The following is a 14,669-nucleotide window of genomic DNA, read 5'->3' as shown; positions in this document are numbered from 1 at the left end:
AGTCCTGAACTGACCTTCAGGACTTCTTTTTTATAGTAGAAATTAAAACATCCAAAGAAACTTTCTCTTGAGTACCAGTTTGCATATCCTTCAAAGTATAGGTGTTCGAATTGATTTCTTCTTCGCCTACTAAAACTACATAAGGAATATTTCGTCTATTGGCATGCGTCATTTGTTTCTTCATTTTGGCAGCATCTGGATACAATTCTGCATTTACATGTTTATTTCTTAATTGTTTGATAGCTTTTAAACTGAATAAGGCTTCTTTATCACCAAAATTGATAAACAATACCTCAACATTTTTTGAAACAGTTTCTGGGAATAAACCCAATTCTTCCAATACCAAATAAATACGGTCTAAACCAAAACTTATACCAACACCACTCATATTTGGCATTCCGAAAATCCCAGTTAAATCGTCGTAACGACCACCGCCACCAATGGAACCCATTTTCACACCTTCTGGTGCGGTAACTTCAAATATGGCGCCAGTGTAATAGTTCAAGCCACGCGCCAAAGTCACATCCAATTGTAATGTTGCGGTGGATAATCCTAATTCTGAAATGGCATTATCTATAAAAGCTAATTCATCAATACCTTTTTTTCCTTCTTCCGAAGTTGACAAAATTTTATTTAAGCTTTCAATTTGAGATTCAAAATTGCCAGATAGAGAAAATAAAGGTTGTAGTTTATCTATACCAGATTGCGAAATACCTTTATCTAGCATTTCTTGTTTCACCTTCTCCTCTCCTATCTTGTCCAACTTATCTAAAGCAACCGTAAAATCAATTAATTTATCGCTTGCACCAATAACCTCTGCAATGCCAGATAATATTTTACGATTGTTTATTTTGATGGTAATACCTTCCAATTTCAACTCTGAAGACACGCTATCGTATAATTGAATAAACTCCACTTCTTGCCAAAGCGAATCACTCCCAACAACATCTGCATCACATTGATAGAACTCTCTAAAACGCCCTTTTTGAGGTCTATCGGCACGCCATACAGGTTGTATTTGATAACGTTTAAAAGGGAATTCTATCTCGTTTTGGTGTTGTACGACGTAACGTGCAAAGGGTACGGTGAGGTCGTAGCGGAGGGCTTTTTCTGAAATACTCGAGGTAAGTTTATTTGAGTCCTTTTCATTATAAGCACTCTCATCTGCTTTAGACAAATAATCCCCAGAATTCAAAATTTTAAAAATCAATCGATCACCTTCATCTCCATATTTTCCCATCAACGTTTCAGAGTTTTCAAAACTTGGGGTTTCAATAGGTTGAAATCCAAAGGTTTCAAAAGTATTTCTAATCGTATTAAAAATATAGTTACGTTTTGCAACCTGCTCCGGGTTAAAATCTCTTGTGCCTTTTGGGGTAGATGGTTTTTGTGCCATAACAATGCCTGCGGACGCAGGTATCTCTTATTTAATAATTCGTTTTTTAAATGGATTCCGCATCAAGCGCGGAATGACAAACTTCACGCAAAAATAACAAAAGGTCATATATTATGACTTTTTTTTCCACGCTAAACCAGAAGAGTTTCTAAAATCAATTAATAATCTTATAAAAATAACGATACAAGTCTCCTTTGGTAATGGAGGCTCCTTCTTCAATCATCTTGAATTTATCTAGGTTTTTGTCTTCACTATAATCTTTATCGGCCTGAAGAAACTCTACACGCTCATCCATCAAATTTTCACGCAGCCAGTTGTAACCTTCTTTAGTGGTAATATCTACGTTGTCATTTTTTACGTTTACCACAATAGCGTGCATTTTTTCTTCGCCCAAATGAAACAAGTACATGTGCTGTGGCGCAAAATGTTCCAAGTACTCTGCTTTATTTAGCACACCCTCCCAGATAAGATCACTAAAAACATCAAGTTCCATCTCAGCAACTTCTGGTTTATTAGCTTTTAAATTTGTCCATTCATCTGCTGTGATAGATTGCGTTGCTAAAAAGTTTATAAACTCCTGGTGTAATTCTTCAAACTGTTCTTTTGTAAGTCTTGCGTATTTCATAACTATTTCCTGCGAAAGCAGGAATCTTTTAAATTTTATTATAAATACCTACAAGGTTTTTAAAACCTTGCAGGATAAAATATGGTCGTATTCTAATCATAAATGGCATTGGCTGCCTTAAACGGTCTATCCGTTGCAATTACATCTATACCTCTATTAACCCAAACTTTGTAGAGCGAATCCCCTCTAGCTTCGGCACGTTTATCTAAGTTACCCAAAGTACCTAATATTGTTTTTATACCATGATTTTGAATCTTTTTATAATGACTATCTGGAGATAAACGTGTACCTGTAAAAGCCACCATATTTTCTGTAGGAATGCCTGAGTGTAGCAACCAATTTAACTCTTTATCGTTTCTTGCAGATACCGACAACATTAAATCTGGCGCTACTGCATTTGCTAATTCTGCCTGTCTTAAATCATAAGTAATGATAATTGAAACGTCTTCTGCTTTAACTTCCCTAATAAGGTCAACCACATTTTCCAAAGCCACACTTCTTTTGATATCTATAGTTAATATCACCCCATTATCTTTAGCCCATTGTAACACCTCTTTAAACTTGGGAATTTTAAACTTGGTTTCGTTGCCAAAATCGTCCTCTAGGTTAAAAGCCTGCAGTTCCGTAAATGCAAAACTTGTAATATTACCATCACCTGTGGTTGTTCTATCTAAGGTATTGTCATGCATCAACACCAAAACATCATCTTTTGTTTTTGCTACATCAACTTCAAAAATGGCGTCATCAATACTATCATTTATATATTTTAAGGTCTCCAGGCAATTCTCTGGATAATTTTTGATGCCTTTCCCTCCCCTATGTACGCTTATTAATGGCTTAGAATCTGGGGAATACCTAAATTTTTTCAGCAACATAGAAGATGTTGCCTGTTCCTTTAATACTGGCTCCGTATTGTTTTTCTTTTTGGTCTTACATGAAAAACAAAGCAGCACGAAAAAGATGATGAGTGTTTTCTTCATAAATAAATAATAATTTTAAAGATACATCTAGAAAGCGGTTTTGGTCAACTTACAACTTTAATTCTCTTTGAATATTACTAAAAACTGGGTTTTATAAATAAAAAAACCGTTTAGAGAAATATCCAAACGGTTTTAGTTCTATTAAGAATTATGAAATTACTTAGCTTGTGCTATAACTTCAAATGGTAATTCAACCGATACTTCTCTATGTAAGCGGATAGTAGCATCGTACTTACCTAAACGCTTTACATTTCCACCAGCAACAGAAATGAATTTCTTATCAATCTGATGTCCTTCTTTTTCTAAAGCAGCAGACACATCAATATTATTCACAGAACCAAATAATTTATCTCCAGATCCCACTTTTGATGCTATCTTAATTTCCAATGCTTTTATTGCTTCAGCAGTTTTATTAGCATCATCAATTACTTTCTTCTCTTTAAAAGCTCTTTGCTTTAAGTTCTCTGCCAATACCTTTTTAGCAGAAGGCGTAGCTATTACCGCGTGCCCTTGAGGAATTAAATAATTTCTACCATAACCGTTCTTAACTGTTACAATGTCGTCTTTAAATCCTAAATTTTCAACGTCTTGTTTTAATATAAGTTCCATTGTTATGATTGTTTTATTTTAATAAATCTGCTACGTAGGGCATTAAAGCCAAATGGCGTGCTCTTTTAATAGCTACAGACACTTTTCGTTGGTACTTTAAAGATGTTCCTGTTAAGCGTCTTGGTAAAATCTTACCTTGTTCGTTTACAAAGCCCAATAACCAATCTGGATCCTTATAATCTACATATTTAATACCAGATTTCTTGAAACGACAATATTTCTTCTGTTTGTTAGTCTCTATGTTAAGTGGAGTTAAATACCTGATCTCTCCGTCTTTTTTTCCTTTGGATTGTTGTTCTATCGTTGCCATAATTAAGCTTTTGCGTTAAGTTTTTCTCTTCTTCTTTCTGCCCAAGCCACAGCGTGCTTGTCTAATTTCACAGTTAAGTAACGCATGAAACGCTCATCACGTCTAAACTCAACTTCTAATTGTTCAATTACCTCACCGGCAACTTGGTACTCAAATAAGTGATAAAACCCACTTTTTTTGTTCTGGATTGGGTAAGCTAATTTTTTTAGCCCCCAATCTTCTTTAGATATCATCTTAGCGCCTTTAGAAACGAGAAAATCTTCGTATTTCTTTACTGTTTCCTTTATCTGGTCATCAGATAAAACGGGATTTAAGATGAAAACAGTTTCATAATGATTCATAAAAATCTATTTTATTGTTAAAAATTGGCTGCAAAAATAACCATTTTTTGCTATATTGCAATACTTTCCTAGCATTAAATTTATGACAGTTAAGAACTGTTAATTTTATGTTAAAATCAACAGTTTACCGATGTTTTTTGGTTTTTAGCGGAATTTATCGTACTATTGTCGATATCTTAACCGAAATAATATAAAATGTTATGACTTTAAACTGTGTAGTAGTAGACGATTCAGCGATACAACGTCTCTCTATTGTTAAGTTAGTCGAAAATCACCCTTCACTAAACTTAATAGCTGAGTACAGTAGCGCACTCGAAACAAAAAATGGTTTAAATACGCATCAAGTAGACTTAATTTTTTTAGACATTGAAATGCCAGTGCTAAATGGTTTTGAACTTTTAGACGTATTAAACAAAAAACCCCAAATTATCTTTGTAACCGGTAAAACTGAATATGCTTTTAAAGCATTTAATTATGATGCTACCGATTATTTACACAAACCAATTACAAAAGAACGTTTTAACACATCTGTTGAAAAAGCTCTTGAGCAACACAAATTGACACTAGATTTCCATGAAGAAGAAGGTGAGCATATTTTTGTAAAGAGTAACCTGAAAAAACGTAAAGTTTACATCAAGGACATTAAATGGATTGAAGCCCTTGGTGATTATGTGAAATTAGTTACTGAAGAAACGAGCTTGGTGGTATTATCTACAATGAAAGCTTTTGAGGCAGAATTGCCAGAAAACAAATTTTTAAGAATCCATAAATCTTATATTGTAAATCTTGATAAAATTGACAGATTTAACAGTAAAAACGTGGAAGTTGGTGCTTACGAAATACCGTTAAGCCGCAACAAGAAGACACAATTGGTTGATGCGTTAAATAACATTTAGAAGCTCTGCTTCGTCAAACTGAACTTGTTTCAGTTTCTCACAAATAAATTAAATAATGAGATCACGCCATAGCGTGACTAGTTCAATAACGAAATTTTTACCAAATTTCTATTTCACTAGTAATTATCGACATTTAAAATTATTTTAACCGACCGAAAATCTTTTACACTAAAGAAGCTATTGTTTATTTTAATGATAGCTTCTTTTGTTTTTGATAGGGATTGCCTTTTTGGAATCTTCACTAAAATATTTTTATAGAATTGATTCCTAATTCTTGACACTGGTGGTGACTCAGGCCCTAAAACATAATCACCAAAAACTTGCCTTAAAGATTTTCCAAACCAAATAGAGGCCTGCTCTACCCTATTATAATCTTTATGCTTTAACGTAATTTTTATCTGTTTATAAACTGGTGGGTATTTATAATTGAAACGCTCGTCCATTTGCTCCTTAAACATCGCTTCATAATTATTGCCCGAAACTTGCTGTAAAATATTATGATACGGATTATAAGTTTGTACCAGTACTTTTCCTCTTTTATCAGTACGCCCAGCTCTTCCCGAAACTTGCATAATGAGTTGGAAACTGCGTTCATGCGCTCTAAAATCTGGAAAGTTTAGCATATTGTCAGCGTTCATTACACCTACCAACTTTACGTTTCTAAAATCCAACCCTTTGGTTAGCATTTGCGTACCTACTAAAATATCAATCTCTTGTTGTTCTAAAGCAGTAATTATTTTTTCGTAGCCATATTTCCCGCGGGTAGTATCCAAATCCATACGCGCCACATTATGCTCTGGAAACAACACCTTCACCTCTTCCTCTATTTGCTCTGTACCAAAACCCTTGTTATCCAGTTCTGGACTACCACAAGCATTACAAGTTGTATGCATTGCGGTATTGTAACCACAATAATGGCAACGCAGCTGATTTCTATATTGATGATAGGTTAAACTTACATCACAATTTGGGCATTGTGGCGCATGTCCACAGGTGTTACACTCTATAATTGGTGAAAAGCCTCTACGATTTTGAAATAATATAATCTGATGTCCTTCTGAAAGTGTTTCCGTCATTTCCTCGATTAATCTATCACTAAAATGCCCTTTCATCAGTTTGCGCTTGTGCTTGTCTTTTATATCAACCAACTCTATTTCTGGCATCAAAACATTATTATAGCGGTAGTTTAGCTCTACTAATCCATAACGCTGTTGTTGAGCATTAAAATAACTTTCTAAACTAGGTGTTGCGGAACCTAGAAGTGTTTTGGCTTCATACATGTGCGCCAAAACAATGGCTGCATCTCTTGCATGATATCTTGGTGCAGGATCAAATTGCTTAAATGATTGCTCGTGTTCTTCATCTACTATTACCAAACCTAAATTTTGAAAAGGTAAGAATATCGACGAACGTGCACCCAAAATTATCTGCGCTTTCTTAGAATTATTTAAAACATTGTTCCAAACCTCAACACGCTCATGAGATGAGTATTTGGAGTGAAATATGGCAACTTTCTCTCCAAAGTAATTTTGCAATCTACTGACCAATTGCGTTGTTAAAGCTATCTCTGGCAGTAAGTACAGCACTTGCCGTTCTTTTTGCAATATTTCCTCTATTAGCTTTACATAAATTTCTGTTTTACCAGAAGATGTTACACCATGTAATAAAACCGTATGCTGATTTTTGAATTCAGATTTAATTTCTGATAAAGCTTTCTCCTGATATTCGTTAAGATGTTTTGAGGCCTGATTGGCTTCTCCTGAATATACCACCCTATCAGTTTGAATATGGTATTCCTCCAAAACACCTTTATCGATAAGCGTCCTAATAATTGCTAAAGACGCTTCACTTTGTGAAATTAATTCTGCGACTTTTACTGGTTTTTTAGTTTTAGATGACAACATAAACAAGGTCATTATTACCTGCCGTTGTTTCTTTGCCCTACTCAAATTTTCCAACAATTCTTGAAGCTTTACCTCCGAAGAATAATTAGAAGCCAGTTTCACATAGCGCACCAATTTAGGCTTGTACTTTTCAAAAACCTCTTCTTGAACTGAAATGGCATCCTTTTCAATCAATCGCTTAATAACTGGCAGAACAGTTTTCTTATCCAAAATACTCATCACATCTTGAATTTTTAAAGACGATTGATGATGCAAAGCCTCATAGACCAAAAACTCGTCATCTTTTAAATCTTCATCATTAAGTTTCGAGGTGGTTTTCGTTAGTATGGTTTCACTTTCTAAGATAAGAGCATTAGGAAGTGCGGCACGCATAATATCCCCCATAGTGCACATGTAATAGCCTGCTATCCATTCCCAAAATTTTAGTTGCATTTTGGTTACTAAAGGAACTTCATCCAAGATTTGATGAATATCCTTTGCTTCATAAACCATGGGAGCTTGCTCATGAATATTTTTTACAATCCCAGTATATATTTTTGATTTCCCAAAAGGCACCGAAACGCGCATTCCTGGTTTTAAAAAATTTGCCTCCGCAGCTGTAACACTATAGGTAAATAGTTTCTGCAAAGGAATGGGTAATATTACGTCTATAAAGTTTAGCAAAAGGAGATTATTAGTTTATAAGTTAACTTTTGATACGTTCCCAATACTGTGTGGCATAGAAAAAAGCGACATAACCCCTAACCTGCAACAAATCTTCATTGTTTTCATCCAAACCTATACGACATTTATACGTTTTTCCTTTTGAAGGATCTATAATAGTACCTCCCTGATAATACCTCCCGTCTTTCTCTAAATTTCGAATCAGCACAAATCCCATAATAGTCTTATCCTTATCGTCCCCTTCACATTTAGTACATAAGGCATCCTTGCGATCTGGATTTATAATGTCTACTATTTTTCCAAATACTTTTCCGTTTTCTTTATAAATCTCAACTATCGATTTTGCTTTGCCCGTTTCATCATCGATGGTTTTCCATTTTCCAAAGATGCTTTGTGCTTCAGCATTCAATATCGCTATTAAACATAAAAGAAGTGATAACTTAATTTTCATTTGCTTAATTTTTTAATAAACCAAAAATAAACTCTTTTAAACAAAAAACCATCCCTTTAACGAGATGGTTCATTTTTATCAAAAATCCGTCATTAATTCTTAACGATCTTAAAAGTCGCCTTTTCATCTTTACATTGTAAAGATAATATATAGGTTCCTTCGACTAGTGAAGATAGATCGATTTGTCTAAGGTCTAAAGTCGATTTATATACCGTTTTACCTGTCATATCACATACTTTAATCTTATCAAATACAAAAGCTTTATTAGCACTTATATTGATAACTGAATTAAAAGGTGAAGGACTTAATTTAACCGTATGATATAAAGTTTCACTTAACCCAAGATTATTGTCTATAGTAAAAAGTTCACAGTCAAATAATGACCAAGTTCCATCGGAGTTTTGAATGCGGATACAAAAAAGATGTTCTCCATCCGGTAAACCAGCAGTATCAAAATTAATTACCTGTGGAGAACCAGTGATTGCTATGGCTTGCCCTAATCCAACTCCTGGGTCAGCATCAACAAAATACTCTGCATTAGAAATTGCAGCAGGCATACTATTAAAATTCTTTACATATATAACTTGTCGATCATATAAACTCCAAGTACCATCAGCTACCTGTGTTCTAATATATAAACTATGAAAACCTTCGTCCAATCCCGTTGTTGGGATAACAAGTTGCTGGTTTATAACACTGGTTTCAGGATCTATATCTAAATTGGTGCCCATCCCTACTCCATTATCAATATCATAAAAATATTCTGCATTGATTATATTTTGACCGTTGTTTAAAGATGAAATGTAAAACGTACTTCTATCATATAAACTCCAATTAGACTGATTATTAAAAGTTCTTATGTACAAATCGTGAAATCCGTTAGATAAGGCAGAAACATCAATGGTGAAACTCTGCTCTAACTCGCCAGTGTTTATATTTATTGACAATACTGTACCACTGCCTACTCCAGGGTCAGAATCGAAAAAGTATTCTGCAGTGGTTATACTTTGACTTACAGCCAACCAAACATTGGTTAAAAAAATTAAAACAAAATGCTTCATGGCTAGTTGGATGATGATTCGATGGTAACCTCCACATTGCCACCTGGAGCGACTTGATCTGTTATAGCCGTTATGGTTACAGTTGGAATTCCTTGGGTAAAACCAAAATTGGTAAAGGAAAAACCAGCATTATCAAAAAGTCCAATATCAACACCTAAGGTACCAGCGCCTATTGCAGGCGAACCGCCTTGAAGACCATAATTAAATGCAGCCTCAAAGGTGTCATCTGTAACATCAGTAAATAACGGATTCATATTATCTAGATTATTAGAGCCATTCATGGCAATCACATTACCGGCTCCCGCATTATAAGACAGGCAATTTTCGAAAATTACTCCTGGCCTATTATTATCAGTATCTGCCCCCCTTTCGTCATAAAATATAGAATTTTGAATTGTAATAGATCCGTCATTGCTATTCGCGTTAGAAATTGGAAACTGACCTCCACTACTTCCTCGAAAGAAAATATTATTTCTAACTGCTACCGAGTTATAGTTCTCTCCAACATAAATAGCAATATTACCAGGTCTGAATATATTGTTACTAACTATAAGATTAGTTGCCAAACCACCAATAGAATTTATAACGCATCCTCTAATTAGCACATTATTAGCTCCAAGACTAAAGTTTGAAGACTCAAAATCTATACTGTTGATAATTCTGCAATTTTCAATTACTAAATCTTCAACAATTAATGAAGTGTTAAGAAAATCAATACCACCTGTAATATATAAACCCGTAAGTCTTGTATTGGATCCATCGTCTTCAAAGTTTACTCCGTCTACAAATGTATTCCTTAAAGGATTACTATGCCCGAAGCCAATAACATTTAAAGTTTTATCTATCGTTATATCTCCATAATTAGTTTCGGATGGATGCACATATATTATATCTCCCGATGTGGTATTGTCGATCGCATCTTGCAAGTCATCATATTGCGCACTCGAACCTGGAGTATTATCAACCGTGATTATAGATTGAGCATTAAGAAATAACGGCACCAATAAAAGTACCATAATGAGGGAAGTAATTTTTGTCATGTTAAATGAATTTTTCCGATTAATTAATAGCTTTGTAAAAACATAAAAATATCAATAAATATTATACATATTTATTGATATTAGTATTACTACAATGTTCTATTGAAATATAAATAAATTCTTTAATTGAAAAATATTTCCACGACGAAATACAGATATATCTGTCAAGTTTTATTTACAATAAAACTAAGGAATTTATAAAGACTTTCTTGAATTTTTTCTTAGTCTCCTCAAGGTAGCGTTAAGTTCATAACCAAGAAGTAAAATATTGGCATTTAGCCACAAATAAAGTAAAAGAATAAGTAAAGCGCCTATAGAACCATAAAGCTTGTTATACTGAGAAAAATTTTCAATATAAACACTAAATAAATAGGACGTGATTATTATAAGTAGTGTAGTTAATAGAGCACCAATAGAAAAAAAACGCGTGTTCCGCCCTTCTTTTGTACCAAAATAGTACAGAGTAGCCGTTGCTAGATATACCATAATAACGAAGAACATATATTTAGCAAAAATAATCCATCCTAATCCCTGGTCATCATCAAGCACTTCTCCACTTAAGCTCTCGTAAATAGGACCTAATATATATATCTGAAAGTATCCAAATACGGCAACCGTGAGTAATACTAAAATAGCCAGTATTAACGCTATTCCTAAAGCATACATGTATTGTTGAAAAACATTTCGTGTTAACTGTTCGTGATAGGAGTTTTCAAAACCTGAAAAAACCGCATTTACACCATTCGCCATTAGTAACATAGACAGTAAAAACACCGATGATATAAGGCCCGCACCACTACCACTACTAATGTTTTCAAAAATATTTGAAAAGAAAAAATCTGAAGTTTGGGGTGGTAAAAAAGAATTTAAAAAATCGAGAAACTCGGTTTGAAAATCGTCAATGGGTATATAAGGTATAAGGATGATGACAAATAGCAAAAAAGGGAAAATTGCAGTGAAAAAACTAAATGCAATAGCACTGGCTCTGGTGGTAAGTGCACCCTTTACCACTCCTAAAGCATATAATTCTAATAAGTCGTAAACGGACAGTCCTTCAAAACCTGGTAATTTAATCTGCTTTAAAAACCTAACTAAGACATTTATAACGGGTATTTTGTCTAATTTGTCTTCAATCAGTTTCGTCATTAATCACTGTAATTTTCAAATATATCTTGCTATTAACGCAAGTTAAAAAATTAGTAGCACTAACTAAGAGAATGTTTAAGAAATAAAAAGAAAATTGCTATTTAACGGCTTTCAGGCTTAAGTCCATATTATGCACGGAATGTGTCAGGGCACCACAAGAAATAAAGTCCACTCCACATTCAGCATAATGTCGTACTGTGGTTTCATTAATGTTCCCAGAGGACTCGGTTAAGCACTTATCCCCTATTAATTCTACAGCTTTTCTGGTATCTTCATAGTCAAAATTATCCAATAGAATACGGTAAATACCATCACTCTGTAAAATCTCTTCTACCTCAATTAAATCTCTAGCCTCTACCATTATTTGAAGATCCTTACTTGTTTGGGCTAGATATTCTTTGGTAAGGTCAATTGCTTTAGTAATACCTCCCGCAAAATCAATATGATTGTCCTTTAACATAATCATATCGTAGAGTGCAAAACGATGATTTTTTCCTCCTCCTATTTGAACCGCCCATTTTTCGAGCACCCTAATACCTGGTGTCGTTTTTCTAGTGTCCAAAATTTTAGTATCTGTACCCTCAAGTAAGTCCACAAAAGTTCTTGTTTTAGTGGCAATGGCACTCATACGTTGCATTGCATTAAGTACCGTTCGTTCGGCCTTTAATATGGATTGAGAAGGCCCTTCTACATAAAGCACAATATCTCCATAGGTTACAGGAGTGCCATCCTCAATTTTTACTTCTACCCTAAGTTTTTTATCTACATAATCAAAAACACGTTTTGCAAAATTAACGCCTGCAACTACACCTTTATCCTTCACTAAAAGCTTGGCTCGTCCTCTTGCATTTTCTGGGATACACGCCAAAGAACTATGGTCGCCATCTCCAACATCCTCTCTTATAGCATTTTCAATAATGTATGCTACTTCTTTTTCAAAATACTCTTTCGTAATCATATTAGGGAATTTGCGCTAAAATAATAAATGGAAGTTTAATTTGCGAATTTTTTAGTTTTAATGCCGAAAAATGCTAATCTCATAAATAAATGAAATTGTAATTTTGTAGCATGACTATAAAACTACTTGCCATTGGCAAAACTGATAATAAGGAACTTAATACCTTAATCGATATTTACATAAAGCGTTTAAGCCATTATATCTCCTTTAATTTTGAAATAATTCCCGATTTAAAAAAGACAAAACACTTAAGCGAAGCTGAACAAAAGCAAAAAGAGGGTGAGCTCATTTTAAAACAACTAAATTCAGCTGACACTTTAGTTCTTTTAGATGAAAATGGGAAGCAATATACTTCGGTAGATTTTTCTGAGTATCTCCAAAAACACATGAATTCTGGAATAAAACGACTGGTTTTTGTTATTGGTGGCCCCTATGGATTTTCTAATGATGTTTATAAAAAAGCGAATGGGAAAATATCACTTTCAAAAATGACATTTTCCCATCAAATGGTTCGATTATTTTTTATTGAACAACTGTATCGTGGGTTCACCATTTTAAGGAATGAACCCTACCACCATCGATAACTAGTGCGTTTTAAACACTTGCTTACGTTTTTTAAGTTGTCGGTCTAAATCTCTTATGGTCTCTCTTACAGCAACTTCAAAATTATGTTCATTGGAAGTTGCGTATATTCTTGGTCCGGGAAGGCTCAATTCCATATTACATATTTTACCTGCGTCATGATCCTTTTCGTCTTGCTTAAAGTACACCATCGCACTTATTAAAAATTCATATTTATTAAACAACTTACCTAATTTTTCTTCTGTGAACTCAGAAAGCGTTGCACTAACATCTACATTTACATATTGAAAATTTACTGTCATAATCCGATTACTTTTAATTGTTAATTCTTTTCTAAGATACAAATTTCCAGTCTCATCTTGAATGACCAAAATCATAAAAAAAATTAAAAGTTTTGGGTTTTATGAAAGTTAAACGAACCCTTTTCGTCTACAATTATATAAATCAGCACATTATGGAAAGTACAATAAAACGTGATATTATTATTTTTGATGGCGAATGTAATTTATGTAATGGTGTTGTGGGCTGGTTGTTAAAATTTGCCCCAGATAAAATGTTTCAATTTGTAGCTTTTCAATCACCTTATGGGCAACAACTACTACAATATTATGGTTTCCCCACAAAGCAGTTGGACACTGTAATTTTAATAGACAGTAATGGTGTAAAAACCCGTTCGGATGGTTTTTTGAAAATTGTTTCAAAAATACCAAAATGGCAAAGAGTTGCAGCTCTTTTAGCATTTATCCCACGTATAATTCGTGATTACATTTACAAAACAGCTTCAAAACATAGGTTAAAATGGTTTGGCAAATCTAAAAGCTGTACGATTAGCTTCTAGAACTACTCCAAAACTATTTAATGTCCCGCAGTTCTTAAATACATTGAAATTGGATTTACCTCCTGCTTTAGGATAAAGAAGGTTGTCATATTAGGGTGTTTTAGTAATAACCTTAACGATTTAACTTTCACTATATGAAAAACGCCATACAACCATGCTTACGGTTAATAATATTTTTTTCATATCTAATAAATTTTAATTTGTTTTATAGCCTATAAAGCTTATTAGAAATAATGATACATCTTGTTTTTGCCACCAACAATCAAAATAAACTTAAAGAAGTTCAAACTTTAATTCCTAAAAATGTTCAACTACTTAGTTTGAAAGATATTGGATGTTTTGAGGATGTTCCTGAAACCAAAGAGACCATAGAGGGTAATGCTATTCAAAAAGCCGAATATATCCAAACCCACTACGGTTATGATTGTTTTGCCGATGACACTGGATTGGAAGTTGACGAACTTAATGGAGCCCCAGGAGTTTATTCAGCAAGATATGCTGGTCCAGAACGAAATGCAGAAAACAACACAGCACTTCTTCTTAAAAACCTTGAGCAAACCACAAATAGAAATGCGCAGTTCAAAACCGTAATTGCACTCTCTATTAACGACAAACTGTCGACCTTCACAGGTATTTGTAAAGGAGAAATCACAATAGAGAAACGCGGAGAAAAAGGTTTTGGTTACGACCCTGTTTTTAAACCGTTAGGCTATGATGAAACCTTTGCCGAAATGGATTTGGCATTAAAAAATCAAATTGGACATCGTGGAAAAGCCGTACGTCAGCTTATAAATTTCTTGAATAAACTTTCTGAAAAAAAATAGAAAATCTGTATTGGCTATTAAAACGGTTTATCTTATTTTTATTCG

Annotated in this window: 17 protein-coding genes; 4 read left to right on the top strand and 13 right to left on the bottom strand. The window is 33.9% G+C overall.

From position 1 onward, the window contains the following. Positions 1 to 16: 16 nt before the first annotated feature. The 6 genes from hisS to rpsF form a co-directional block, all read right to left on the bottom strand. Complete coding sequence (gene hisS, locus AC1B0Z_RS00575; RefSeq protein ID WP_483793537.1) at positions 17 to 1,396, bottom strand: histidine--tRNA ligase; 1,380 nt, start codon at positions 1,394 to 1,396, stop codon at positions 17 to 19. Between the two features lie 154 nt (positions 1,397 to 1,550). Beyond that, complete coding sequence (locus AC1B0Z_RS00570) at positions 1,551 to 2,021, bottom strand: DUF6495 family protein (RefSeq protein WP_483793535.1); 471 nt, start codon at positions 2,019 to 2,021, stop codon at positions 1,551 to 1,553. A gap of 92 nt (positions 2,022 to 2,113) precedes the next feature. Continuing rightward, a complete protein-coding gene (locus AC1B0Z_RS00565; protein WP_483793534.1) occupies positions 2,114 to 3,001 on the bottom strand; it encodes a glycerophosphodiester phosphodiesterase family protein in 888 nt (295 codons plus the stop codon). A 156-nt stretch (positions 3,002 to 3,157) separates the two neighbouring features. Next, the gene (rplI, locus tag AC1B0Z_RS00560) at positions 3,158 to 3,610 is read right to left on the bottom strand and encodes a 50S ribosomal protein L9 (RefSeq protein WP_483793532.1); all 453 of its coding nucleotides are present in this window, start codon (positions 3,608 to 3,610) and stop codon (positions 3,158 to 3,160) included. 13 nt (positions 3,611 to 3,623) lie between these two features. Further along, complete coding sequence (rpsR, locus tag AC1B0Z_RS00555; RefSeq protein ID WP_130965196.1) at positions 3,624 to 3,920, bottom strand: 30S ribosomal protein S18; 297 nt, start codon at positions 3,918 to 3,920, stop codon at positions 3,624 to 3,626. A 2-nt stretch (positions 3,921 to 3,922) separates the two neighbouring features. Next, positions 3,923 to 4,261: a 30S ribosomal protein S6 gene (gene rpsF / locus AC1B0Z_RS00550; protein WP_130965197.1), complete on the bottom strand. Its 339-nt coding sequence runs from the start codon at positions 4,259 to 4,261 to the stop codon at positions 3,923 to 3,925. A gap of 200 nt (positions 4,262 to 4,461) precedes the next feature. Here rpsF and AC1B0Z_RS00545 point away from each other — a divergent pair, with 200 nt between their 5' ends. Continuing rightward, positions 4,462 to 5,157, top strand: coding sequence for a LytR/AlgR family response regulator transcription factor (locus tag AC1B0Z_RS00545; RefSeq protein ID WP_092580221.1), 696 nt, complete (start codon positions 4,462 to 4,464; stop codon positions 5,155 to 5,157). A 116-nt stretch (positions 5,158 to 5,273) separates the two neighbouring features. Here the strand turns inward: AC1B0Z_RS00545 and priA are convergent, their stop codons facing one another. The 6 genes from priA to nadC form a co-directional block, all read right to left on the bottom strand. Beyond that, positions 5,274 to 7,724: a replication restart helicase PriA gene (priA, locus tag AC1B0Z_RS00540; RefSeq protein WP_483793531.1), complete on the bottom strand. Its 2,451-nt coding sequence runs from the start codon at positions 7,722 to 7,724 to the stop codon at positions 5,274 to 5,276. A 22-nt stretch (positions 7,725 to 7,746) separates the two neighbouring features. Beyond that, the gene (locus tag AC1B0Z_RS00535) at positions 7,747 to 8,175 is read right to left on the bottom strand and encodes a DUF2147 domain-containing protein (protein WP_483793529.1); all 429 of its coding nucleotides are present in this window, start codon (positions 8,173 to 8,175) and stop codon (positions 7,747 to 7,749) included. Between the two features lie 92 nt (positions 8,176 to 8,267). Next, complete coding sequence (locus tag AC1B0Z_RS00530; protein ID WP_483793527.1) at positions 8,268 to 9,236, bottom strand: T9SS type A sorting domain-containing protein; 969 nt, start codon at positions 9,234 to 9,236, stop codon at positions 8,268 to 8,270. A gap of 2 nt (positions 9,237 to 9,238) precedes the next feature. Continuing rightward, entirely contained in the window at positions 9,239 to 10,276 is a 1,038-nt protein-coding gene (locus AC1B0Z_RS00525; RefSeq protein ID WP_483793526.1) for a right-handed parallel beta-helix repeat-containing protein, read from the bottom strand. Between the two features lie 195 nt (positions 10,277 to 10,471). Further along, positions 10,472 to 11,422 carry a YihY/virulence factor BrkB family protein gene (locus AC1B0Z_RS00520; RefSeq protein ID WP_483793525.1) on the bottom strand — a complete coding sequence of 317 codons (951 nt, stop codon included), beginning with the start codon at positions 11,420 to 11,422 and terminating at the stop codon, positions 10,472 to 10,474. Between the two features lie 97 nt (positions 11,423 to 11,519). Beyond that, a complete protein-coding gene (gene nadC, locus AC1B0Z_RS00515; protein ID WP_483793523.1) occupies positions 11,520 to 12,380 on the bottom strand; it encodes a carboxylating nicotinate-nucleotide diphosphorylase in 861 nt (286 codons plus the stop codon). A gap of 110 nt (positions 12,381 to 12,490) precedes the next feature. Between nadC and rlmH the strand changes: the two genes are divergently transcribed. Further along, the gene (gene rlmH / locus AC1B0Z_RS00510; protein WP_483793521.1) at positions 12,491 to 12,964 is read left to right on the top strand and encodes a 23S rRNA (pseudouridine(1915)-N(3))-methyltransferase RlmH; all 474 of its coding nucleotides are present in this window, start codon (positions 12,491 to 12,493) and stop codon (positions 12,962 to 12,964) included. Here the strand turns inward: rlmH and AC1B0Z_RS00505 are convergent, their stop codons facing one another. Then, positions 12,965 to 13,264, bottom strand: coding sequence for an HPF/RaiA family ribosome-associated protein (locus tag AC1B0Z_RS00505; protein WP_483793520.1), 300 nt, complete (start codon positions 13,262 to 13,264; stop codon positions 12,965 to 12,967). A 152-nt stretch (positions 13,265 to 13,416) separates the two neighbouring features. Between AC1B0Z_RS00505 and AC1B0Z_RS00500 the strand changes: the two genes are divergently transcribed. After that, the gene (locus AC1B0Z_RS00500; RefSeq protein WP_483793519.1) at positions 13,417 to 13,800 is read left to right on the top strand and encodes a thiol-disulfide oxidoreductase DCC family protein; all 384 of its coding nucleotides are present in this window, start codon (positions 13,417 to 13,419) and stop codon (positions 13,798 to 13,800) included. Between the two features lie 236 nt (positions 13,801 to 14,036). After that, positions 14,037 to 14,624: a non-canonical purine NTP diphosphatase gene (locus AC1B0Z_RS00495; protein ID WP_483795220.1), complete on the top strand. Its 588-nt coding sequence runs from the start codon at positions 14,037 to 14,039 to the stop codon at positions 14,622 to 14,624. Positions 14,625 to 14,669 lie beyond the last annotated feature (45 nt).

This window comes from Hyunsoonleella sp. J2K-J805 (assembly GCF_057167125.1).
This window is presented reverse-complemented; position numbering and strand designations above follow the sequence as displayed.

What these genes read in the sequence shown, in the direction of transcription:
- AC1B0Z_RS00500 (WP_483793519.1), top strand. Translation starts at nt 13,417, where the DNA reads ATGGAAAGTACAATAAAACGTGATATTATTATTTTTGATGGCGAATGT.
- AC1B0Z_RS00505 (WP_483793520.1), bottom strand. Translation starts at nt 13,264, where the DNA reads ATGACAGTAAATTTTCAATATGTAAATGTAGATGTTAGTGCAACGCTT.
- AC1B0Z_RS00530 (WP_483793527.1), bottom strand. Translation starts at nt 9,236, where the DNA reads ATGAAGCATTTTGTTTTAATTTTTTTAACCAATGTTTGGTTGGCTGTA.
- rpsF (WP_130965197.1), bottom strand. Translation starts at nt 4,261, where the DNA reads ATGAATCATTATGAAACTGTTTTCATCTTAAATCCCGTTTTATCTGAT.
- AC1B0Z_RS00570 (WP_483793535.1), bottom strand. Translation starts at nt 2,021, where the DNA reads ATGAAATACGCAAGACTTACAAAAGAACAGTTTGAAGAATTACACCAG.
- rplI (WP_483793532.1), bottom strand. Translation starts at nt 3,610, where the DNA reads ATGGAACTTATATTAAAACAAGACGTTGAAAATTTAGGATTTAAAGAC.
- AC1B0Z_RS00545 (WP_092580221.1), top strand. Translation starts at nt 4,462, where the DNA reads ATGACTTTAAACTGTGTAGTAGTAGACGATTCAGCGATACAACGTCTC.
- rpsR (WP_130965196.1), bottom strand. Translation starts at nt 3,920, where the DNA reads ATGGCAACGATAGAACAACAATCCAAAGGAAAAAAAGACGGAGAGATC.
- nadC (WP_483793523.1), bottom strand. Translation starts at nt 12,380, where the DNA reads ATGATTACGAAAGAGTATTTTGAAAAAGAAGTAGCATACATTATTGAA.
- AC1B0Z_RS00565 (WP_483793534.1), bottom strand. Translation starts at nt 3,001, where the DNA reads ATGAAGAAAACACTCATCATCTTTTTCGTGCTGCTTTGTTTTTCATGT.
- rlmH (WP_483793521.1), top strand. Translation starts at nt 12,491, where the DNA reads ATGACTATAAAACTACTTGCCATTGGCAAAACTGATAATAAGGAACTT.
- AC1B0Z_RS00525 (WP_483793526.1), bottom strand. Translation starts at nt 10,276, where the DNA reads ATGACAAAAATTACTTCCCTCATTATGGTACTTTTATTGGTGCCGTTA.
- AC1B0Z_RS00520 (WP_483793525.1), bottom strand. Translation starts at nt 11,422, where the DNA reads ATGACGAAACTGATTGAAGACAAATTAGACAAAATACCCGTTATAAAT.
- AC1B0Z_RS00535 (WP_483793529.1), bottom strand. Translation starts at nt 8,175, where the DNA reads ATGAAAATTAAGTTATCACTTCTTTTATGTTTAATAGCGATATTGAAT.
- hisS (WP_483793537.1), bottom strand. Translation starts at nt 1,396, where the DNA reads ATGGCACAAAAACCATCTACCCCAAAAGGCACAAGAGATTTTAACCCG.